This window comes from Sphaerisporangium siamense, from assembly GCF_014205275.1.
Classification (GTDB): Bacteria; Actinomycetota; Actinomycetes; order Streptosporangiales; family Streptosporangiaceae; genus Sphaerisporangium; species Sphaerisporangium siamense.
The window spans coordinates 8,071,572-8,092,613 of sequence record NZ_JACHND010000001.1; the positions used below are offsets into that span (position 1 = coordinate 8,071,572).

Consider the following 21,042-nt stretch of genomic DNA (forward strand, 5'->3'; position numbering starts at 1 on the left):
TGGCCGATCTCCGTGCCGGGCGGGCCGGCGCCGGGTCAGATGGCACGGTCACGGCCCGCCCAGTACGGGTCGCGCAGCTTGCGCTTGAGCAGCTTGCCGCTCGGGTCGCGCGGCATCTCGTCGATGAAGTCGACGGAGCGCGGCCACTTCATCCTGGCGACGCGGCCCTCAAGGGACCGCAGGAGCTCGGCGGCGAGTTCCGGGCCGGGCTCGGCGCCGGGCAGGGGTTCGACGACGGCTTTGACCCGCTCGCCCCACTCCTCGTCCGGGACGCCGAAGACGGCGACGTCGGCCACCTTGGGGTGGACCATCAGCTCGTTCTCGATCTCGGCGGGGTAGATGTTGGCCCCGCCCGAGATGATCACGTCGGCCTTGCGGTCGTGGAGGAACAGGAAGCCGTCCTCGTCCAGGTGGCCGACGTCGCCGACCGTGAAGTACTCGCCGTCCTCCCTGGCCAGCCGGTTCTCGCGGGTCTTGACGGGGTCGCCCTTGTAGGCGAAGCCGCCCCGGCCGAGCTTCATGTAGACGGTGCCGTGGGCGCCCGGGGGGACCGGGCGGCCCTCGTCGTCCACGACCAGCAGCGCGCCGGACGGCCACGCCTTGCCGACCGTGCCGGGGTGCTTCCTCCAGTCCTCGGGCGTGGCGATCGCGCCGCCGCCCTCGGTCGCCGCGTAGTACTCGTACACGCGGTCGCCCCACCAGTCGAGCATGGCCCGCTTGACCGGGACGGGGCAGGGCGCCGCCGCGTGGATGATCCACCGCACCGAGGACAGGTCGTGGGCGTGCCTGACCTTCTCGGGCAGCGACAGCAGGTGCTTGAAGTGCGTGGGCACCATGTGGGAGCTGGTCACCCGGTACGCCGCGCAGAGCCGCAGCATCTCCTCGGCGTTCCATTTGTCCATGTAGACGAGGGTGTGGCCCATGTGCAGGGCCGTGCCGCTGAACAGCGTGACCGCGGTGTGGTAGGCGGGCGAGGTGACCAGGTGGACGTTCGGCCTTCCGGGGGTGACGCCGAACATCGTGAGCAGCGCCGTCGTCATCTCCGCCGCGTCGTCGGGGTCGAGGCCGCTCAGGGGCCGCCTGACGCCCTTGGGCCTGCCCGTCGTGCCGGAGGTGTAGTGCATGGTGGCCCCGGCGGTGCGCCCGGACGGCGGGGTGCCGGGATGCCGGCCGGTCAGCTCCGCGACCGGGCGGAATTCCGGGGCGGCGCCGAACGAGAACCGCCGGTCCGGGGCGATGGGCTCGCCACCGCGCGCGCCCTCGGCGGCGTACCGCTCGTGGACGAAGAGGGCCTTGGCCTCGCTGTCGGCGACGATGTGGGCGATCTCGGGTCCGGTGAGGTGCCAGTTGACCGGCGTGTAGTACCAGCCCGCCCGCAGGGCCGCGAGGTAGAGCGTGAGGCCGTCGGCGCCGTTCGGCACGAGCCCGCAGAAGCCGTCCCCCGTCCTCAGCCCGAGGGCGCGCAGCGCGTGGACGAGCCGGTCGGCGCGGGTGAGCAGGTCGCCGGCGGTGTGCTCCGTGCCGTCGGGGTCGACCGCCGCGATCCACCCCGGGTCCGCCTCCGCGAGCCTCCAGAAGCCGAGCGATCCCATCGGGCCTCCCTGGTCCGGCGTCGATGCCGGGGACCTCCCCCGGATCGGCCGCGGCGAACCGGTCGCTGCTCCCCCGCCCCGGACCTGACAGGACGGGAGGATCTGCGGCGGGACTTCGTTCCGGTCCCGGCCGCGGGAGCGCTTGGGCGATGTGGCCGGAACAGTCCGTTCACCTGGGATGGATGCGCACGGAAGGGGCTGCTGTGGAGAATGACTTCGGCGTTACCCGACACATAACTGTAAATTTTCATGACAAGGCGGTATTGCGACCATATCGCGGTGGTCGTACGTTTCCGGTATGGATCTGGAGCTCCGACACCTCAAGATCGTGCGCGCGGTCGCTGAGGCCGGGAGCGTCACCAAGGCGGCCACCCAGTTAGGTCTGGCCCAGCCGTCACTAACCGCGCAGCTGAAACGCATCGAACGCACACTCGGCGGCGCTCTCTTCGAGCGCGACCGGAACGGCGCGCGCCCCACCCCCCTCGGTCAACTGGTCCTCACCCGGGCACGCGTCCTGCTGCCCGCCGTACGGGAACTTCAGGAAGAGGCGGTGCGGTTCGCCAACAGCTACGAGGGAATCCCCGGCTTCCGGATAGGCGCCACCCATGGCCCGATCCTCGGCGGCCTGGTGGAACGCCTCACCGCCGCGCATCCCAACACCCCCGTCAGCACGAGCACGTCCTGGTCGGCGCGGGAGCTGACCTCGCTCGTCAGCGCCGGGCGGCTGGACTTCGCGCTCATCGGCACCTGCGGCGACACCCCGCCTCCCTCGGCCGAGGCCATGATCTGGAGCGTGGTGGGAACCGACCCCGTCTTCGCCCTGCTCAGCGAGCGGCACCCCCTCGCCGGAGAGAAGGAGCTGGAGCTGGCGAGCCTCGCCGACGAGGGATGGGCCGTGGCCCCCGGGGACGGCTGCTTCGCCGACTGCTTCGCGGGCGCCTGCGCGCGGGCCGGCTTCGTCCCCAAGACGGTGTACGAGACGGACGTGGCTACCTGCCTCCACCTGGCGAAGGTGGGCAAGGCCGCGGTGCTCTGCCAGGCGACGTTCGAGCTGACGGCGGGCCTGGTCATGATCCCGCTCGTGGGGGCGCCGCTGCGCTGGAGGCATCTTCTCGGCTGGCACTCCGACTCGCTCGCCGCCCGGGCCGCGCGGGCCATCGCGCACCACGCGCGGGACGCCCACGACGACGCCATCAGGCGCAGCGCGCCGTACGCCGAATGGTTGGTACGAAATCCCCATTTTGGGACGGTTCCATAATGCGGCGATAGGACCGAAACGATAGTTCCGCTCGCAACGGGTTCGCGGGCTACGGTGGCGGCGCATCCCCCAAACACCAGGGAGTACTCATGCTCCGTAGCCGCGCGATCACGGCAGCGTGCGCCGTCACCGCTGGCGTGCTGGCATTTCTCGCTTCTCCGGCCAGTGCAGAACCCGAATTTTCGGGCCAGTCCGCAAACTCCACAGCCAAGCCCCCGGCGGGTATGATCCAGGCCCTTCAGCGTGACCTGGGTCTCACCGCCGAGCAGGCCGAATCCCGCCTGATCAACGAGTCACGCCTGACGAACGTCGAGGCCCGGATCCGCAAGCAGCTCGGCAGCCGTTACGCCGGCTCCTGGCTCAGCGGCCCGACCTCCTCCACGCTGACGGTCGCCACCAGCGATTCGGCCTCGACGTCGTCGGTGTCGGGCGCGGGCGTCCAGGCCAAGGTCGTCCGGCACAGCCTGGCGTCCCTGAACGCCGCCAAGGACGCCCTCGACCAGGCCAGCAGGAAGACCTCCACGAAGTCCACCCCGGTCTGGTACGTCGACGTGCGCACCAACGCCGTCGTCGTCAGGACCCCCCAGGTCGCGGACGCCGAGGGGTTCATCGCGGCCAGCGGCGCCGACAGGAGCGCCGTCCGCGTCGAGGTCTCCGACGAGGCGCCGCGGACGTACTACGACCTGCGCGGCGGCGAGGCGTACTACATCGGCAGCGGCAGCCGCTGCTCCATCGGCTTCCCGGTCACCCGGGGCACCCAGGGCGGCTTCGCCACCGCCGGCCACTGCGGCTCCACCGGCGCCTCCACCACCGGCTTCAACCGGGTCGCGCAGGGCAGCTTCCAGGGCTCCTCGTTCCCGGGCAACGACTACGCCTGGGTCGCGACGAACAGCAACTGGACCCCGCAGCCGTGGGTCATCCAGAACGGCGCCAACATCCAGGTCGCCGGCTCCACCGTCGCCGTGGAAGGCGCCTCGGTCTGCCGGTCCGGCTCGACCACCGGCTGGCACTGCGGCACCGTCCAGCAGCGCAACAGCAGCGTGACCTACTCGCAGGGCACCATCTACGAGGTGACCCGCACCAGCGTCTGCGCCGAGCCCGGCGACTCCGGCGGCTCGTTCATCTCCGGCAGCCAGGCGCAGGGCGTGACCTCCGGCGGATCGGGCAACTGCTCCTCCGGCGGCACGACCTACTTCCAGCCGGTCAACGAGATCCTCTCGACCTATGGCCTGACGCTGAAGACCACCGGCGGCGGACCCGACCCGACGGGCTGCACCGGCTACCAGCAGAAGCTGTCCGGCACGCTGACGAGCAACCAGAGCCAGTACCAGCCGAGCGGCGGCTCCTACACCGCCAACGCCGGCGTGCACCGTCTCTGCCTCGACGGCCCCTCCGGCACGGACTACGACATCTACCTGCAGAAGCTCAACGGCTCCACCTGGACCGACGTCGCGAGCGGCACCACGCCCAACCCCGACGAGACCGTCAGCTACACCGGCACGGCGGGCACCTACCGGGTGCGCGTCCACGCCTACAGCGGCTCCGGCGCCTACACCCTGGGCCTGACCAAGCCGTAAGGCTCGGCCCGGCCCAGGCCGGGAAGAGCAACGCACGACAGTGAGCGGCGCCGCCGTCCGGCCCTGGACGGCGGCGCCGCGCCCTTCCGGCGCTCAGCCCACGGTCTGGAGCTTGAAGACGAGGTGCCGGTCGGCGATCGCGACCTGGGCCGAGCCGACCACGCCGGCGAACCGGCCGGTGCCGCCGACGATCGCGGCGGTGGTGTTCCACGGCGGCCCGCCGGAGCGGTCGTCCATGCCGAGCAGGACGACCTGGCCGCCGCGGGTGCGCAATACGCGGCTGCACTGCGCGATGACACCATGCTGGGTCACGGCGGCGGCGGAACAACGGGTGCTTCCGTCGCCGACGCGATTCTTCCGCACGTCGTGGAGCGTGAAATAGCCGACCCACGAGTCGCCGGTCTTCGGACGGGCGGGGCGGGTGTTGGTGATTCTGGTGCCGTAGTAAACGAGCTCGGCGGCCTTGGCGCCGGGCTTGAGCACCGAGACGGGCACGGCGGGCCGGGGCTCCGGGGAGGACGCCGCGGCCGAGGCCGATATGGGCGGCAGAACCGCGACGGAGGCGCCGGAGAGGGCCGTGACCAGCACGGCCACGACCTGGCGCCAGCGGGGCGTGAATCCTGACATTTCAACTCCAAATCGGAGGAGAGGGAATGCGAGAGGATGTCCATTTCGCCATGAAGTGGCGAAACACGGTGACACATTCTGCCCGCCCCTTCATCGCCCAGGCAACGCCCATATTCGCGACATAGGCCCATCCATTTCACATTCGCGGATCAAAATTCTGCGACCCCGGCGGGTTCCGGTCGCGTAAACCCGAAGCCCCTGGCGTCAGGGAGATATATATGCCTCCGACCGATATGTCCGACAGATAGTAATTAGGCTGGTCATAACTCGATGATATGGGCGAAACGATAGCTCCGCGTCCTGCGCGCCGCCGGTTACGGTGACGGCACCCCCCGAACATGAGGAGAGCCCATGCTTCGTAGACGCACCGTCACCGCCGGATGCGCCTTGGCGATCAGCACTCTCACCATCCTGGCCACCCCGGCGCTCGCCGACCGCGACCCGCTGGCGGCCGGCTCGGCCCCGTCGCAGCCCGCGCCGACCATGGTGGACGCGATGAGCCGCGACCTCGGCATCACCAAGGAGCAGGCCGAGTCCCGCCTGCTCAACGAGGCGCGCCTCACCGGCACCGAGGCCAAGGTCCGGGAGAGCCTCGGCGGCGGCTTCGCCGGCTCCTGGCTCAGCGGGCCCACCTCCGCCACGCTCACCGTCGCCACCACCGACGCCGCCGCGGCGTCCAAGGTGTCCGGCACCGGCGTCCAGGCCGTGGTCGTCGAGCGCAGCCTCGCCCAGCTCAACGCCGTCAAGGACGCCCTGGACAACGCCGCCGCCAAGGCGCCGAAGTCCACCCCCGTCTGGTTCGTCGACGCGCGCACCAACAGCGTCGTCGTCCAGTCGTCCCAGCCCGCCGAGGCCGAGGCGTTCATCGCGGCCAGCGGCGCCGACAAGGCCGCCGTCCGCGTCGAGCGGTCGGGCGAGGCCCCGCGGACGTACTACGACCTGCGCGGCGGCGACGCCTACTACATCGGCAGCGGCAGCCGCTGCTCGATCGGCTTCTCGGTGCGGCGCGGCACCACGCCGGGCTTCGTCTCCGCCGGTCACTGCGGCAGGGCGGGCCAGACGACCTCCGGGTACAACAGGGTCGCGCAGGGCTCCTTCCAGGGCTCCTCGTTCCCCGGCAACGACTACTCCTGGGTGTCGGTGAACAGCAACTGGACCCCGGCCGGCGTCGTCAAGGGCAGCGGCGGCGCCAACGTCGCCGTCCGCGGCTCCACGGTGGCCGTCGAGGGCGCCTCGATCTGCCGGTCCGGCTCGACCACCGGCTGGCGGTGCGGCACCGTCCAGCAGCGCAACACCAGCGTGACCTACTCGCAGGGCACCGTGCGCGAGGTCACCCGCACCAACGTGTGCGCCGAGCCCGGCGACTCCGGCGGCTCGTTCATCTCCGGCAGCCAGGCGCAGGGCGTGACCTCCGGCGGATCGGGCAACTGCTCCTCCGGCGGCACGACCTTCTTCCAGCCGGTCAACGAGATCCTCTCGGTCTACGGCCTGACCCTCGTCACGAGCTAGCGCGCACCAGCCAAGGCGCCGCCGCCCCTCCCCCCAGGGCGGCGGCGCCTTCGTCGTTCCCGGGTGGCGGTTCTCCGGCGACCGCCACGGAACCCGCAGGTCGCAGCGCTCCCGTCCGCGCCCCGAGTGGCGCAATCTCCGCGTTATCCACCTTTTCCTACCTGCTAGATAGGATTAGGTGCGCAGACGCCGAGACGGACGGAGACGCCATGGAAGCGAGCCGGGCGCGGGACGTCCCCGTGCTGACCGACGCCGCGCGACGCCGCGCCGACCGGGCCAGGCAGATCGCCGACCTGCTCCGCCGCCAGATCACCCACCGCCACTACGACGGCGGCCACCTGCCGCTGGAAGCGGCCCTCGCCCGCGAGTTCGGCACCTCGCGCAACACCATCCGCGAGGCCCTGGACCTGCTGCGCGAGGAAGGGCTGATCGACCGCTGCCCCGGCGTCGGCACGCGCGTGGCGGCCGAGAAGTACCCGCACGGGCTGCACCGGCTGCTCGGCCTGGCCGAGACCCTGCGCGAGCACGGCGAGGTGACCAACGAGGTGCGGACGATGGGGCTGATCCGCCCGCCCGCGGCGGTCAGCGCCCGCCTGGAGATCCCCGGAGGCGAACCGGTCGTCTACGTCGAGCGCGTGCGGCGGCTGAACGGGGTGCCCCTGTCCCTCGACCTGACCTACCTGGTGCGCGAGGTCGGCGAGCCGCTGTTCGAGGCCGACCTGGCGCACAACGACATCTTCGTGCTGCTGGAGCGGATCGCCGGACAGCCCCTGGGCATGGCCGAGCTCACGGTCGAGGCCGTCAACGCCGACGCCCACACCGCCGCCGTGCTGGACGCGGCCAGGGGGGCCGCGCTGCTCATGGTCGAGCGGCTCGCGCACCTGGCGGACGGGCGGCCGGTGGACCTGGAGTTCATCCGCTTCCGCGGCGACCGGCTCACCATGCGCGGCCATCTGACGCGGTCCGCCGGCGAGGCGTGACCGGAGAACCCCCCTGCGACCGGAGAACCCCTGCGAGGAGCATCGATGACCCTGGCGAACACCCGGCTCGACGTGCCGGTGACGATCAACGAGGCGCTGTGCATCGACGGCTGCACGCTCTGCGTGGACGTCTGCCCGCTGGACTCCCTGGCCATCCACGAGGTGAGCGGAAAGGCGTACATGCACGTGGACGAGTGCTGGTACTGCGGGCCGTGCGCCGACCGGTGCCCGGTCGACGCCGTCACCGTCAACATCCCCTATCTGCTGCGGTGAGAGGGCACACGATGCGCGCGAGGATCCGCGCCGCCGCGGCCGCCCTGGCGGCGGTCGCGTTCCTGCCAGGCTGCTCGGTCGCGGGGAACGCCTCCTCCAGCGACAAGATCACCGTGGTCGTCGGCTATCAGTCGAAGACCATCAACACCGTGACCGCGGGCACGCTGCTGCGGTCGCTCGGCTACCTGGAGCGGCGGCTCGGCCCGAAGTACCGGGTCGAGTGGCAGGACCACGACACCGGCGCGCCGATCACCGCCAAGATGGTCGCCGGGAAGATCGACATCGGCTCGATGGGCGACTACCCGCTGCTGATCAACGCCTCGCGCACGCAGTCCGCCGAGCCCGCGCGCACCGCGCTGGTGTCGGTCACCGGGTACAACCTGCGCGGCGGCCTCAACATGGTCGTCGTCGCGCCCGGCTCGCGCGCCACGACGCTGGCCGACCTGAAGGGCGGCAAGGTCTCGGCGAGCGTCGGCTCGGCGGGGCACGGCACGCTCGTCCAGGCGCTGCGGCGGGCGGGGATCGACGGCGTCGAGACCGTGAACCAGCAGCCGCCGGTGGGGGCCTCGGCCCTGCAGGCGGGGGACGTCGCGGCGTACGCGCAGTTCGTGGCCTGGCCGGGGCTGCTGGTCTTCAAGGGGCAGGCGCGCCTGCTGTACGACGGGTCCGCGCTCGGGGTGCCGACCTTCCACGGCGTCGTCGTGCGCAGGGCGTACGCCGGGGAGCGGCCCGAGGTCGTGCGGGCGTTCCTCGGCGCGCAGATCGACGCGACCCGGTACCTGCACGAGCACCCGCTGGAGGCCGCGCAGACCGTGGCGAAGGCGACCGGGCTGCCCGCCGAGGTGGTCTACCTCTACAACGGCCCGAACGGCATCGCGACGTTCGACGTCACGCTCAAGCCCCGGCTGGTCGAGGCGCTGCGGAACGACGTGCCCTACCTGGCGTCCATCGGCGGCGACTTCAAGCCCGTCGAGGTGTCGCGCTTCGCCGACGACTCGTTCCTGCGCGCCGCGTACGGCCCCTCGTACGGCGCCGACGTGGCCGCCACCGCGAACCCGGCGCGGATCACCGGCGCCGACTCGGCGTGTGGCGTGCCGGTGAACGACGCGGGCACGGCGGGCGAGCTGTGGGTCTCGGGGACGGCGACCCGGCCCGCCGCGACCCCCACCTGCCTGCTGCGGCAGATCCGCGCCCTCGGCGGGACCTACCGCGCCGCCTACGTCCCCGACGCGGCCACGGGCACCCGCTGGTTCGCCGACAAGGCGGTCTGGGTGCGCGACCCCGCCAGGGACGCCACCGCCCGGTTCCTGCCCTTCACCACCGCGGCCGGGGCCGGGGAGTACGTGTCCCGGCACGACGGGGCGCGGGTCGTGGACTTCCGCACCGCGCTGAAGGAGGCGTGATGCCGGTCGGCACGGCGCCCGGCCCGCTCGCCCGGGCGCGGCAGGCGCCGCCCGCCAAGGCCCGCCGGGCGGGACGGCGGAGCCGGCTCGTCAGGGTCGCGTCCCTCGCAGCCGCCGCGGCGCTGTGGCAGTTCCTGACCGCCGCGGACGTGCGGCTCTGGTTGCGCTTCGACCGGCTGCCCTCGCCCTCGGAGGTCGCGGGCACGTTCGGGCGGCGGCTGTCGGAGTCCGGCTACTACCTCGACCTGGCGCAGAGCGTGATCCGCATCCTCAGCGGGTTCACGCTCGCGGCCGTGCTCGGCGTCGCGGTGGGCGTCCTCGTGGCCCGCTCGCCGCGTGCCGGCGACGTGCTGCTGCCGCTGCTGGAGGTCGCGCGGCCGATCCCGGCGATCGCGCTGGTCCCCATCGCGATCCTCGTCTTCCCGCGCGACGAGCAGGGCATCGTGTTCATCACGTTCGCCGCCGCCTTCTTCCCCGTCATGGTGAGCACCCGCCACGCCGTGCGGGCGCTGCCCACCCTGTGGGAGGACGCGGTGCGCACCATGGGCGGCGGGCGGCGGCGCGTGCTGGTGAACGTGATCCTGCCGGGCGTGCTGCCCGGCGTCTTCGGCGGGCTGTCGGTCGGCATGGGCGTGGCCTGGATCTGCGTGATCTCCGCGGAGATGATCTCCGGCGAGTTCGGCGTCGGCTACCGGACCTGGCAGGCGTACACGGTCGTCGACTACCCGGGGGTGATCGTCGGCATGGCGACCATCGGCCTGCTCGGCTGGCTGACCTCGGCCGGCGTCGAGCTGCTCGGGCGGCGGCTCACCCGGTGGCTGCCGCGCGCCGAGGGTTCCTCGTGACCTCCGGCACCGCCGCCAGGCGGGCGGCGCCGGCCAGGACCGGCATGGGCGTGCGCCTCACCGGCGTGTCGCTGGGGTACGGCGGGCGGCGGGTGCTGGGCGAGGTGGACCTGGAGGCACGGCCCGGCGAGGTGCTGGTGGTCGTGGGGCCGTCCGGTTCCGGCAAGTCCACGATCCTGCGCGCCGTGGCCGGGCTGCTCGCGCCGGACAGCGGCACGGTGACCGCCGACGGTGTGCCCGTCACCGGCCCGGGACCCGACCGCGCCATGGTCTTCCAGGAGGACGCCCTGCTGCCCTGGCGCACCGTGCGCGGCAACGTCGAGCTGCCGCTGGACATCCGCGGCGTGCCGAGGACCGCGCGGCGCGCCGCCGCCCAGGACTGGATCGAGCGCGTGGGGCTCGCGGGCTGGGAGGACCGCCTCCCCCGCGAGCTGTCCGGCGGGATGCGCCAGCGTGTCCAGCTCGCCCGCTCCCTGGCGGGCGCTCCCCGCGCCGTCCTCATGGACGAGCCGTTCGGCGCCCTGGACGCCCAGACGCGCGGCGTGATGCAGCGCCTGCTCGCCCAGGTGCTGGAGGACGCGCCCGCCACCGTCGTCTTCGTCACCCACGACGTGGAGGAGGCGCTGCTACTCGCCGACCGCGTCGCCGTGCTCGGCCGGGGCGGGGTGCACGCCGTCCACGACAACGACCGCGCCCCCGGGGCCGGCGCCGCGCTGCGGGGCAGAATCCTCGCCGAACTGCAGGAGCTTTCATGATGGAGATCCCGTCCCTGGACGACCGGCTGCGCCTCTCCTGCGAGGTCCTGGTCGTGGGCGGCGGCACCGCGGGGACGATGGCCGCCATCACCGCCGCCGAGCGCGGCGCCGACGTGATCCTGCTGGAGAAGGCGCACGTCCGGCACAGCGGCGCGCTCGCCATGGGCATGGACGGCGTCAACAACGCCGTCATCCCCGGCAGGGCCACCCCCGAGGACTACGTCGCCGAGATCACCCGGGCCAACGACGGCGTGGTCAACCAGCGCACCGTCCACCAGACGGCCACCCGCGGGTACGAGATGGTGCGGCGGCTGGAGCGCTACGGCGTCAAGTTCGAGAAGGACGAGCACGGCGAGTACAACGTGCGCCGCGTGCACCGGTCCGGCAGCTACGTGCTGCCCATGCCGGAGGGCAAGGACGTCAAGAAGGTGCTCTACCGCGTGCTGCGGCGCCGCGAGATCCGCGAGCGCGTCCGCGTCGAGAACCGCGTCATGCCGGTCCGCGTGCTCGTCCGGGACGGCCGCGCGGTGGGGGTCGCCGGGTTCGACACCCGTTCCGGGCGGTTCGTCACGGTGTCGGCGGGCGCGGTCATCCTCGCCACCGGGGCCGGCGGACGCCTCGGCCTGCCCGCCAGCGGCTACCTGTACGGCACCTACGAGAACCCCACCAACGCCGGGGACGGCCACGCCATGGCCTACCACGCCGGAGCCGAGCTCAGCGGCATCGAGTGCTTCCAGATCAACCCGCTGATCAAGGACTACAACGGGCCCGCGTGCGCCTACGTGGCCAACCCGTTCGGCGGCTACCAGGTGAACAACCAGGGCGAGCGGTTCGTCGACTGCGACTACTGGTCGGGCCAGATGATGGCCGAGGTCGCCAAGGAGATCGGGTCCGCGCGCGGGCCCATCTACCTCAAGCTCAGCCACCTGCCCGGCGAGACGATCACGGCGCTGGAGGACATCCTGCACACCACCGAGCGCCCGACGCGGGGCACCTTCCACGCCGGGCGCGGGCACGACTACCGCACCCACGACGTCGAGATGCACATCTCCGAGATCGGGCTGTGCGGCGGGCACTCGGCGTCCGGCGTGTGGGTGGACGAGAACGGCGCCACCACCGTGCCCGGCCTGTACGCGGCCGGGGACCTGGCCTGCGTGCCGCACAACTACATGATCGGGGCGTTCGTCTTCGGCGACCTGGCCGGAGCCCACGCCAGCCAGGCCTTCGTCCCGCCGGGGTCGCTGCCCGAGGACCAGATCGCCGACGCCCACGCGCTGGTCTACCGGCCGCTGCGCAACCCCGGCGGGCCGCCGCAGCCGCAGGTGGAGTACAAGCTGCGCCGGTTCGTCAACGACTACGTGGCCCCGCCGAAGTCCGGCGCCAAGCTGCGGATCGCACTGGAGACGTTCGAGCGCATGCGCGGCGAGATCGCGGCGATGGGCGCGCGGACCCCGCACGAGCTGATGCGCTGCGTGGAGGTGGACTTCATCCGCGACTGCGCCGAGATGGCGGCGCGCGCCTCGCTGGTGCGCGACGAGAGCCGCTGGGGCCTCTACCACGACCGCGCCGACGTGCCCGGGCGCGACGACGAGCGCTGGCTCTACCACCTGAACCTGCGCAAGGACGCCTCCGGCCGCATGTCCTTCGTCAAGCGGCCCGTGGAGCCGTACCTGGTGCCCGTGGAAGGCTTCACGCCCCGCGCCACCGCACCGGTCGAGCTCGGCCCCCACGACCCCTCCCCCGCCGGGACGCCGGCCGCGCCGGACGGCGCCGGGCCCGCGCACGACGCCGGCGGGCCGGGGAACCCGCGCGGGCGGACCGCGGCGGCGCGGCGGCCGGCCGTCGAGACCATCGGGCGCTCCCCGCGCATCCTCGAACTCGTGCGGCTGGCCGAGGAGCAGCCGCCGCTGTCCCGCCTGGCCCCGTACCTGTCCGACCCCGACCCCAAGGTGCGGCGCGCCGCGGTGGTCACGCTCACCGAGACCACGCCGGACGGCGTCGGCGAGGCGCTGGTCCAGGCGCTCGGCGACGCCCACGGCACCGTGCGCCGGGCCGCCGCCACGGGGCTCAGGGAGCTTCTGGAGATCCTCCCTCCGTCCTCCGAGTTCGGACGCCTGCTCCACGGCGCCGCCACGGCCGGCGACCCTGTGGCGCGCGCCGCCGTCCTGGAGGCGCTGCGCGCCCTGCGGCTCGGCGGCTCGGAGGTGTTCGCGACCGCGCTCGCCGACCCCGACCCCGGCGTCCGCATCGCCGCCGTCCGCGGGCTGGTCTCCTTGGACGACGCCGTGGCGGTGGCCCGCGCCGCCGCCGACCCCTCCCGAGAGGTCCGCGTCACCGCCGCCAAAGCCCTCGGCACGATGACCACGGATGCGGATGCGGTCACTGGGCAGGAGACGGACGAGGACTTCGGCGGGGACATTCGCAGGGACGTCGGCGATGGTGGGGACGTTCGGTCGCCGGTGGTGGCGGCGCTCGCCGCGCTGGCCGAGGATCCGGAGCCGCTCGTCCGCGCGGCGGCCCTGGGGGCGTCCGCGGGCGTCGGCGCGCCTCCTCCGCTGCTCGGGACCGCCGTGCGCTGCCTGGCCGCCGAGGCGAGCTGGGAGGTGCGCGTGGGCGCGGCGCGGGGACTGTCGGCGGCGCCCGCCGAGGTGGCGATCGGCCCGCTGGCCTCTGCCCTGGCCGACCCGAACCTCGACGTCCGCAAGGCGGCCGTGCTCGCGCTGTCCGGTTTCGTGGCCGTCCACCCCGACGCCGCCGACGCCCTGCGCCCCGCCCTGGCCGACTCCGACGCGGACGTGCGCGCCTACGCCCGCCGCGCCCTCGACACCACGCGGCTAGCGGGGCAGGCGGCGCCATAGCGTGCGCGGCAGCACGCGCATCGCCGTGAAGACCAGGCGGAGCCCGCGCGGCACCCACACGACGGGGGAACCGTCCCGCAGGCCCTGGACGATCGCGACGGCCACCTCGGCCGGGGTCGTCGCCATCGGGGCGGCGGGGAGGCCCTTGGTCATGCGGCCCCGGACGAACCCCGGCCGGACCACCATCACGCGGGCGCCCGAGCCGTGCAGGGCGTCGCCGAGCCCTTGGGCGAAGCCGTCCAGGCCCGCCTTCGCGGCGCCGTACACGAAGTTCGCCCGCCGCACGCGCACGCCCGCGACCGAGGAGAGCACGACGAGCGTGCCGTGCCCCTGCTCGCGCAACCGGCGGGCCACCGACAGGCCGGCGGAGACGTGGCCGCCGAGGTTGACGGCCATCGACTCGGCCGCCGACACCGGGTCGTCCTCGTAGGCGGCCTGGTCGCCGAGCACGCCGAACGCGGCGATCACGACGTCGAGGTCGCCGGCCAGGCGCACGGCGGTGTCGATCACCTTGGCGTGCGTCTCGGGGTGGGCGGCGTCGAAGTCGATCTCGTGCACCTCGGCCCCGAGCCGCGCGAGCCGCCCGACGGGCCCGTTGTGGTGCGCGTCGCCGCCCCCTTCCCGGTCGGCGGCGCCGGCCGCGGGCCCGTCCGCGCCGGCGGGGCGCGACGCCGTGACCGGAGTGGGGCGGGTCGCCAGGACGACCGTGCGGGCGCCCGCGCGGACCAGGAGCTCGGCCGTCGCGAGGCCGATCTCGCTGCGTCCGCCGAGCAGCAGCACCGTGTCGACGGAGCCGAGGGCGTTCTTCACCGGTCCGGCCTCCTCGCCAGATCGCACGTCACGGGCCGAGCCTCCTCGCCGGGTCACACGTCACAGGCCGAGCCTCCTCGCGAGGTCGGAGCGGAACACGCCCTCGGGGTCCAGGCGCCGTCGTATCCTCGCCCATTCGGCGAGGCGCGGGTACATCACGGGCAGCAGCTCGGCCCGCATGCGGGCGTCCTTGGCCAGGTAGAGACGCCCCCCGGCCTCGGCCACCCACGTGTCGAAGACGCGCAGCAGGCGCGCGAGCCCCGGCAGACCGGCCGGGATGTCCAGCGCGAGCGTCCAGCCGGGCAGCGGGAAGGAGAGCATGCCCGGCGTGCCCGGGCCGAACCGCTTGAGCACGGGGACGAACGACACCACGCCCTCGGCCGACAGCCGGGACACCACCCGCCGCAGGGTGCCCTCCGCGCCGAACGGGACGGCGAACTGGTACTGGACGAACCCCCGTGATCCGTACATCCGATTCCATCCCTCCATGAAGTCCAGAGGATGGAAGAACGGCGCGATGTCCTGGATGACGCGCCGCTCACGGGCCTTGGCGTACCAGGCCTGGTTGAACGCGCGCACGGTGACCTGGTTGAGCAGCCCGTCCGGCGCCCACGGCGGGGCGGCCACCCGGGCCGCCGGGGCGAACGCCAGCGGGTCCCCGGCGTGGGGGATCTCGTCACGGCGGGCGTGGTCGCCGCGCGTCAGCACGCCGCGTCCCATGCGCGCGCCGCGCGTGAGCAGGTCGACCCACGCCACGGTGTAGCGGTGGCCGTCGTCGGTCGCGGCCATGACCTCCAGCGTGTGGTCCAGGTCGCGGGTGCGCGTCACCTCCACGGCCACCCGGGAGGTCTCGATGGGCACGCAGCCGAAGCTCGCCTCGACGACGACGCCGGTGAGGCCCATGCCGCCGACGGTGGCCCAGAACGCCTCGTCGGACGGCGTCAGCACGCGGGTCGTCCCGTCGGCCGTGAGCAGCGTGAGCGAGCGGAGGTGGGCGCCGAAGGAGGAGTCCAGGTGGTGGTTCTTGCCGTGCACGTCGGCGGCGACGGCCCCGCCCACGGTGACGTGCCGGGTTCCCGGCGTGACCGGGACGAACCAGCCCTTGGGCACCAGGCCGGTCATCAGGTCGTGCAGGCTCGTCCCCCCGGAGGCGGTGACGACGCCGGTGGCGGGGTCGAGCGACCAGCGCGGCTCCAGCCGCGTGAGGTCGGCGACGAGCCCGCCGGCGTTCTGCGCGGCGTCGCCGTAGGCCCGGCCGAGTCCGCGGGCGATGAGGCCGCGCGGCGGCGACCCGGCGACCAGGGCCGCGAGCTCGGCCACGGTGCGGGGCGCGACGAGCGTGGCGGGGGTGGGCGCGGTGCGTCCCCAGCCGGTCAGGAAGGTCATCTCGATGCCTCACCCTAGCCCACGCCCGGCCCGCCGACGCGTCCGCGCGCGGCCCCTATTTGCCCGGTTCGGGGTCCCGGGGAAGGCCGAGCATGCGCTCGGCGATGATGTTGAGCTGGACCTCGGTGGTGCCGCCGTAGATGGTCATGGCGCGGGTGGACAGCACGGCGCGGTTCCAGTAGCCCGCGTCGCCGAGCTTCATGTCGGCGGCGGTCACCGCGGACGTGCCGAGCAGGCCCACCGCGCACTCGGCGACGTTCTGGGCGTGCGAGGTGGACAGCAGCTTGCGCACCGAGGCGTCGGCGCCCGGCTCGGACCCGGCGAGCTGCTTCAGCGTGACGCGCAGGCTGAGCGCGTTGATGGAGTGGCTCTCGCAGACGACGTCGGCGAGCTGGAGCCGCTCGGCGGGGGTGAGGTCGCGGCCGAGCCGGGAGACCAGGCCGAGCAGGTCGGGGACCGAGGAGCCGGTGCCGCCCGACCCCGACGACAGGGACACGCGCTCGTTGGACAGGGTGTTGCGCGCGACCCGCCAGCCGTCGCCGACCTCGCCCACGACCAGGTCGCCGGGGACGAACACGTCGTCGAAGAACACCTCGTTGAAGAGGTTCTCGCCGGTCATCTCGGTCAGCGGGCGCACGGTGACGCCGGGGGCCTTCATGTCCACGATGAAGTAGGTGATGCCGTCGTGCTTGGGCTTGGACGGGTCGGTCCTGGCGACGCAGATGCCCCATTCGGCGACGTGCGCGATGGACGTCCAGACCTTCTGGCCGTTGAGCCGCCACCCGCCCTCGACCTTCTCCGCCTTCATCTGCAGGGAGGCCAGGTCGGAGCCCGCGCCCGGCTCGCTGAAGAGCTGGCACCAGATCAGCTCGCCGGACAGCGTGGCGGGCAGGAAGCGTTCCTGCTGCGCCGGGGTGCCGTACGCCGCGATGGACGGCACCACCCAGGCGCCGATGATCATCTGGGGCAGGCGCACCCGGGCGGCCTTCAGCTCCTGGTGGATGAGCACCTGCTCCAGCGGGGTCGCGCCGCGCCCCCACGGGGCGGGCAGGTAGGGCATCACGAAGCCCTTGGCCGCGAGGGCGCGCCGCTGCTCCTTGCCCTCCAGCGCCGCGATCTCGGCGATCTCGCCGCGGATCGCGGCGCGCATCGCCTCGGACTCCTCGGGGAGGTCGATGCGCATCTCGCGGGTGGTCCCCGACACGGCGTGCGCGGCCACCGCCTCCGCCCACGCGGCGGACGGGCCGAGCAGCGCGCGCAGCGTCAGCGCGCGGCGGTAGTGGAGGTGGGCGTCGTGCTCGAAGGTGTAGCCGATGCCGCCGAAGATCTGGATGGCGTCCTTGGCGCACCGGACGGCGGCGTCCGGGGCCATGACCCCGGCGACGGCGGCGGCGTACCCGAGCTCGGCGCCGGTGGCGCGGGTGGCGTCCCAGACGGTGGCGCGGGCCTGCTCCAGGGCGACGAGCATGCGGGCCGCCTTGTGCTTGACGCCCTGGAACTGGCCGATGGGACGGCCGAACTGCACGCGCACCTTGGCGTACTCGGCGGCGGCCCGCACGCACCAGGCGGCGACGCCGGCCGCCTCGGCGCCGAGCAGGATCGCCGCGGTGTCGCGGACGGCCGCGCCGGTCAGGCCGTCGAGCACCCGCTCCCCCGGCACGCGCACGGAGCTCGCCTCGACCCTGGCGACGCCGCGGGTCAGGTCGAGGCTCGCGAGCGGGGTGACGGTCAGGACGTCCTTGGACAGGGCCACCCATTCCTCGCCCCGGTCGGTGCGCACCGGCAGCACGAGGACGTCCGCGAGCGCGCCGCCGAGGACGGGTTCGACGGCGCCGTCCACGGTCAGCACGCCCTCGCCGGAGCGCACGCCGGTCAGCGCGCCGCCGAGGGCGACCGCGCCGGTCAGGGAGCCGTCGGCCAGGCCGGGCAGCAGCTCGGCGCGGGCCTTGCCGTCGGAGGCGAGGATCACCGCCGAGGCGAGCACGGTCGGCACGTACGGGCCGGGGGCGACGCGCTCGCCGAGCGCCTCGACGGCCACCGCGGTCTCCAGCAGGCCGAAGCCGGCGCCGCCGTACTCCTCGGGAACGTGCAGGCCGAGCAGTCCTTGGCCGGCCAGAGCGGGCCAGAAGGGGGGACGCTCCTCGGTCCCGGCGCCGACGGCCGTGCCCACCGCCTCGCGCACGGTCTCGGGCCGGATGGCGCGCTCGGCCCAGCCGGTCACGGACTCGCGCAGCGCCTCGTGCTCCTCGCTCAATCCGATCGCCATGACACCCTCCGATTCGGCCCTCAGAACGCGTGACAGAATCATATTCTAGAAGATGCTTCCATGGCCATGGCCGTCCACGGGCCGGGCCTCGCCCAACCTACTCACTACGCAGCGTCACCACCAGAGGGCCATGGACGCGACCATGCTCGGCGTTTGCCTGCACACGCTTCTACCCACGCCGCAGAGCGGTCACGGATCGTCGATCGTCCGCCCGGGAAGGGGTCAGAGGGGACGTACCGTCCAGAAGAGCATGTTGAGGTCGTAGTAGAGGGCCTTGCGGGTGTCCGGCACCGTGGCGAACAGCATCCCCGGCTTCTTGCCGCCGTTCGCGAGGACGATCACCTGCGCCTGCGAGGAGTGCTTCTTGCCCTGCACGACGTAGGTCACCTTGTACCCGAGCATCCACCCCAGGCCGTACGGGGTGCGCCGCGACGCCGTCCAGGCGAACTTCGACCCCGCGGGCTGGTGGCGCAGGCTCCACTTGACCGCCTTGCCCGCCAGCGCCCGGTACTCCTCGTAGGTGGCGGGCCGCTTCGGCACGGCGACGGGAAGCGGGGCCGAGCCGATCAGCGCCTGCCGCCCGGACGACCCGGTCCGCTGCGCCGCGGCGAAGCCGTCTTGGGACGCCTTCGCCCACGGGGCCGTGTAGCGCGGGTAGCTGAGGCGCGCCTTCTTGTCGAGCACGTACGAGGCCACCGAGGAGCCGGGGGCGGGGAAGACCGTCATCGGCTTGGCCGCGGGCACCGGAGGCACGACGATGGGCTTCGGCGCGGGCGGCGACGCCTTCGACGGCGCCGGACCGCCGCCCCCCGCGGGGCCGACCGGCACCTGCGCGGGCCGGTCGCCGGAGAACAGCACGAACACCAGCACGACGACCACCGCCGTGACCAGCGCCGCGCCGATGCCGTAGACCACCCTGAGGGGGATGTCGCCGACCCGCAGGAGCACCGCCCTCGTCCAGCGGCGCACCGGGCCCACCCGCACGGGGCGCGGCCCAGCCGGCCGGGAAGGAGGCTCCTCGCCCGCCCAGTACGGGAACCCCGCCGGCTCGGCGACCGGGGGCTCGTCCTCCGGCCGCGCGACCACGACCGGCCTGCCGGGGACGCGGAGCCTCGGCGTCGTCGGGATGCCGGACTCGTCGGGCGGGGCGCCGGCGGCGGGCTCATGGGCGCCGGACTCGTGGGCGGGGGGCTCGTAGGGGGCGACGCGTTCGTACGGATGCGGGAACGATCCACGCCCGCGCCGGACGTCCACCGTGTCGTCGGCCTGCTCACCGGCCTGGTCACCGGCGCGGTCGCCGGTCCGGTCACGGCCGTCGTCCGGGACGTCCTTCCCGGTGGCCCGGGCGGCGTCCTCGGCGGTTCCCGCGCCTTTCGCCCCGTTCCCGCCGGCCGCCGCGATGACGGCCGCCAGTTGGTCGGGCGTCATCCGGGGCATCGGCGTGGTGGGCGCGTCATAGGAGGGGACGTACGTCGGAGACCGCCCCGCACCAGGGCGGTCAGGGGTGTCTCCCGAGCCGTCCACCATGTCGGCAGACTACGTCACAAATGGCGATGCATGTGGCGCGCCACCCCATCAATATGCCGCGCCGGAGCAGGTGACGGGCAGGCGACCGACCGAGCCCTCGGACGAAGAGCGTTACTCCCGTTACCAAAGACCACACTTCACATAAGGCACACCAAGATCTACTCATTGTCCGAAATGGCGGGCATCTCGGGCGAGGCGGCCGGGAACCACATCATCCATGGCAATGACACCAGGTAACCGGCGTTCCGGGCGCGCCCGCCGCGTCGCCGCAGCCGTGCCCGCCGTGGCCCTGGTGGTCGGCGGCTGCGGCCTCGCCGGATCGCCCGCCGCGACGAACACGTCCTACACAGGGACGGACACGACGCCGCCGCCCGGCTCGACCACCGAGGAGCAGGCGTACGAGCGGACCATCGCGCAGGTGCTGCCGTCGATCGTGCAGATCACCACGCGCGGCGGCCTCGGCTCGGGCGTCGTGTACGACACCGCCGGGCACATCCTGACCAACGCCCACGTCGTCGGCAAGTCCAAGACCTTCGAGGTGACGCTCGCCACCGGCGGCAGGCCGCGCAAGGCCAACCTCGTCGCGTCCTACCCGCTCGGCGACCTGGCCGTGATCCGGGTCACCGACCGTTCGGGGCTCACGCCGGCGCGGTTCGGCGACTCCACCAAGCTCAGGGTGGGGCAGATCGTCCTCGCGATGGGCAACCCGCTCGGCCTGTCCGGCAGCGTGACGAACGGCATCGTCTCGGCCCTCGGCCGCACGGTGACGGAACCGCAGGGCGGGGGGTCGCCGGGCGCCACCATCACCAACGCGATCCAGACCTCCGCCGCGATCAACCCGGGGAACAGCGGCGGCGCCCTGACGAGCCTGGGCGGCGAGGTCATCGGCATCCCGACGCTCGCGGCGATCAACCCCGACCTGGGCGGCGGCGCGGCGCCCGGCATCGGGTTCGCCATCCCGAGCAGCACCGCCAAGGACGTCGCCGAGCAGATCATCAAGTACGGCCGGGTGACGAACACGCGCCGCGCGGCCCTCGGGATCCGGGTCAACACCGTGGTCGGACCGGACGGCCAGCCGGTCGGCGTGGGCGTGGCCCAGGTGGACCCGAACAGCGGCTCCGCCAAGGCGGGCATCCGGCCGGGCGACATCATCCTGAGCGTCAACGGCAAGCCGACGCCCACCGCCGCCGCGCTGTCGGAGGTGCTCGCGGGCCTCACCCCGGGGTCCACGGCCGGCGTGGAACTTTTGCACCCCGACGGGAAGACCACGACGGTGAACGTCACCCTCGGCATCCTGTCCGGAAGCTGACTCCCCTCACCCGCCCCGCGGCGTGACAGGGCGTCGAGCTGCGGGAGCGGGCCGGAGTAGAGCCTGC

16 protein-coding genes are annotated in these 21,042 nt (G+C 73.3%); 10 read left to right on the top strand and 6 right to left on the bottom strand.

Annotated features, from left to right (window positions below; genetic code table 11):
• Positions 1-35: 35 nt before the first annotated feature.
• Positions 36-1,592 carry an acyl-CoA synthetase gene (locus BJ982_RS36465; RefSeq protein WP_184887746.1) on the bottom strand — a complete coding sequence of 519 codons (1,557 nt, stop codon included), beginning with the start codon at positions 1,590-1,592 and terminating at the stop codon, positions 36-38.
• A 298-nt stretch (positions 1,593-1,890) separates the two neighbouring features.
• On the opposite strand from BJ982_RS36465, the gene BJ982_RS36470 reads away from it, so the two are divergent.
• Entirely contained in the window at positions 1,891-2,850 is a 960-nt protein-coding gene (locus BJ982_RS36470; protein ID WP_184607918.1) for a LysR family transcriptional regulator, read from the top strand.
• 224 nt (positions 2,851-3,074) lie between these two features.
• Entirely contained in the window at positions 3,075-4,427 is a 1,353-nt protein-coding gene (locus tag BJ982_RS36475) for a S1 family peptidase (RefSeq protein ID WP_239122705.1), read from the top strand.
• A gap of 93 nt (positions 4,428-4,520) precedes the next feature.
• Here the strand turns inward: BJ982_RS36475 and BJ982_RS36480 are convergent, their stop codons facing one another.
• Positions 4,521-5,054: a hypothetical protein gene (locus tag BJ982_RS36480; RefSeq protein WP_184887750.1), complete on the bottom strand. Its 534-nt coding sequence runs from the start codon at positions 5,052-5,054 to the stop codon at positions 4,521-4,523.
• 351 nt (positions 5,055-5,405) lie between these two features.
• On the opposite strand from BJ982_RS36480, the gene BJ982_RS36485 reads away from it, so the two are divergent.
• The 7 genes from BJ982_RS36485 to BJ982_RS36515 all read left to right on the top strand — a co-directional run bounded on the left by BJ982_RS36485 (position 5,406) and on the right by BJ982_RS36515 (position 13,677).
• Positions 5,406-6,563, top strand: a complete 1,158-nt coding sequence (locus BJ982_RS36485) for a S1 family peptidase (protein ID WP_184887752.1) — start codon at positions 5,406-5,408, stop codon at positions 6,561-6,563.
• Positions 6,564-6,772: 209 nt separating this feature from the next.
• The gene (locus BJ982_RS36490; protein WP_184887754.1) at positions 6,773-7,543 is read left to right on the top strand and encodes a GntR family transcriptional regulator; all 771 of its coding nucleotides are present in this window, start codon (positions 6,773-6,775) and stop codon (positions 7,541-7,543) included.
• A gap of 45 nt (positions 7,544-7,588) precedes the next feature.
• Positions 7,589-7,816, top strand: a complete 228-nt coding sequence (locus tag BJ982_RS36495) for a 4Fe-4S dicluster domain-containing protein (RefSeq protein WP_184607923.1) — start codon at positions 7,589-7,591, stop codon at positions 7,814-7,816.
• A gap of 11 nt (positions 7,817-7,827) precedes the next feature.
• Positions 7,828-9,219 carry an ABC transporter substrate-binding protein gene (locus tag BJ982_RS36500; protein ID WP_184887756.1) on the top strand — a complete coding sequence of 464 codons (1,392 nt, stop codon included), beginning with the start codon at positions 7,828-7,830 and terminating at the stop codon, positions 9,217-9,219.
• On the top strand, positions 9,219-10,064 hold the full coding sequence (locus BJ982_RS36505; protein WP_184887758.1) for an ABC transporter permease: 846 nt from the start codon (positions 9,219-9,221) through the stop codon (positions 10,062-10,064). Before BJ982_RS36500 ends, BJ982_RS36505 begins: the two co-directional genes overlap by 1 nt.
• Entirely contained in the window at positions 10,061-10,819 is a 759-nt protein-coding gene (locus tag BJ982_RS36510; protein WP_239122704.1) for an ABC transporter ATP-binding protein, read from the top strand. Before BJ982_RS36505 ends, BJ982_RS36510 begins: the two co-directional genes overlap by 4 nt.
• A complete protein-coding gene (locus BJ982_RS36515) occupies positions 10,816-13,677 on the top strand; it encodes a fumarate reductase/succinate dehydrogenase flavoprotein subunit (RefSeq protein WP_239122703.1) in 2,862 nt (953 codons plus the stop codon). Before BJ982_RS36510 ends, BJ982_RS36515 begins: the two co-directional genes overlap by 4 nt.
• On the opposite strand, the gene dprE2 is transcribed toward BJ982_RS36515, so the two are convergent.
• The 4 genes from dprE2 to BJ982_RS36535 form a co-directional block, all read right to left on the bottom strand.
• Positions 13,654-14,487 carry a decaprenylphospho-beta-D-erythro-pentofuranosid-2-ulose 2-reductase gene (gene dprE2, locus BJ982_RS36520; protein WP_184889871.1) on the bottom strand — a complete coding sequence of 278 codons (834 nt, stop codon included), beginning with the start codon at positions 14,485-14,487 and terminating at the stop codon, positions 13,654-13,656. The two genes, BJ982_RS36515 and dprE2, sit on opposite strands and share 24 nt — an antisense overlap.
• A gap of 60 nt (positions 14,488-14,547) precedes the next feature.
• The gene (dprE1, locus tag BJ982_RS36525; RefSeq protein ID WP_184887760.1) at positions 14,548-15,873 is read right to left on the bottom strand and encodes an FAD-binding oxidoreductase; all 1,326 of its coding nucleotides are present in this window, start codon (positions 15,871-15,873) and stop codon (positions 14,548-14,550) included.
• A 55-nt stretch (positions 15,874-15,928) separates the two neighbouring features.
• The gene (locus BJ982_RS36530) at positions 15,929-18,139 is read right to left on the bottom strand and encodes an acyl-CoA dehydrogenase family protein (protein ID WP_184887762.1); all 2,211 of its coding nucleotides are present in this window, start codon (positions 18,137-18,139) and stop codon (positions 15,929-15,931) included.
• 222 nt (positions 18,140-18,361) lie between these two features.
• Positions 18,362-19,567 (bottom strand): hypothetical protein, encoded by a 1,206-nt coding sequence (locus BJ982_RS36535; RefSeq protein ID WP_184887764.1) that lies wholly within the window; start codon positions 19,565-19,567, stop codon positions 18,362-18,364.
• A gap of 322 nt (positions 19,568-19,889) precedes the next feature.
• Between BJ982_RS36535 and BJ982_RS36540 the strand changes: the two genes are divergently transcribed.
• On the top strand, positions 19,890-20,975 hold the full coding sequence (locus BJ982_RS36540; RefSeq protein ID WP_184887766.1) for a S1C family serine protease: 1,086 nt from the start codon (positions 19,890-19,892) through the stop codon (positions 20,973-20,975).
• Positions 20,976-21,042 lie beyond the last annotated feature (67 nt).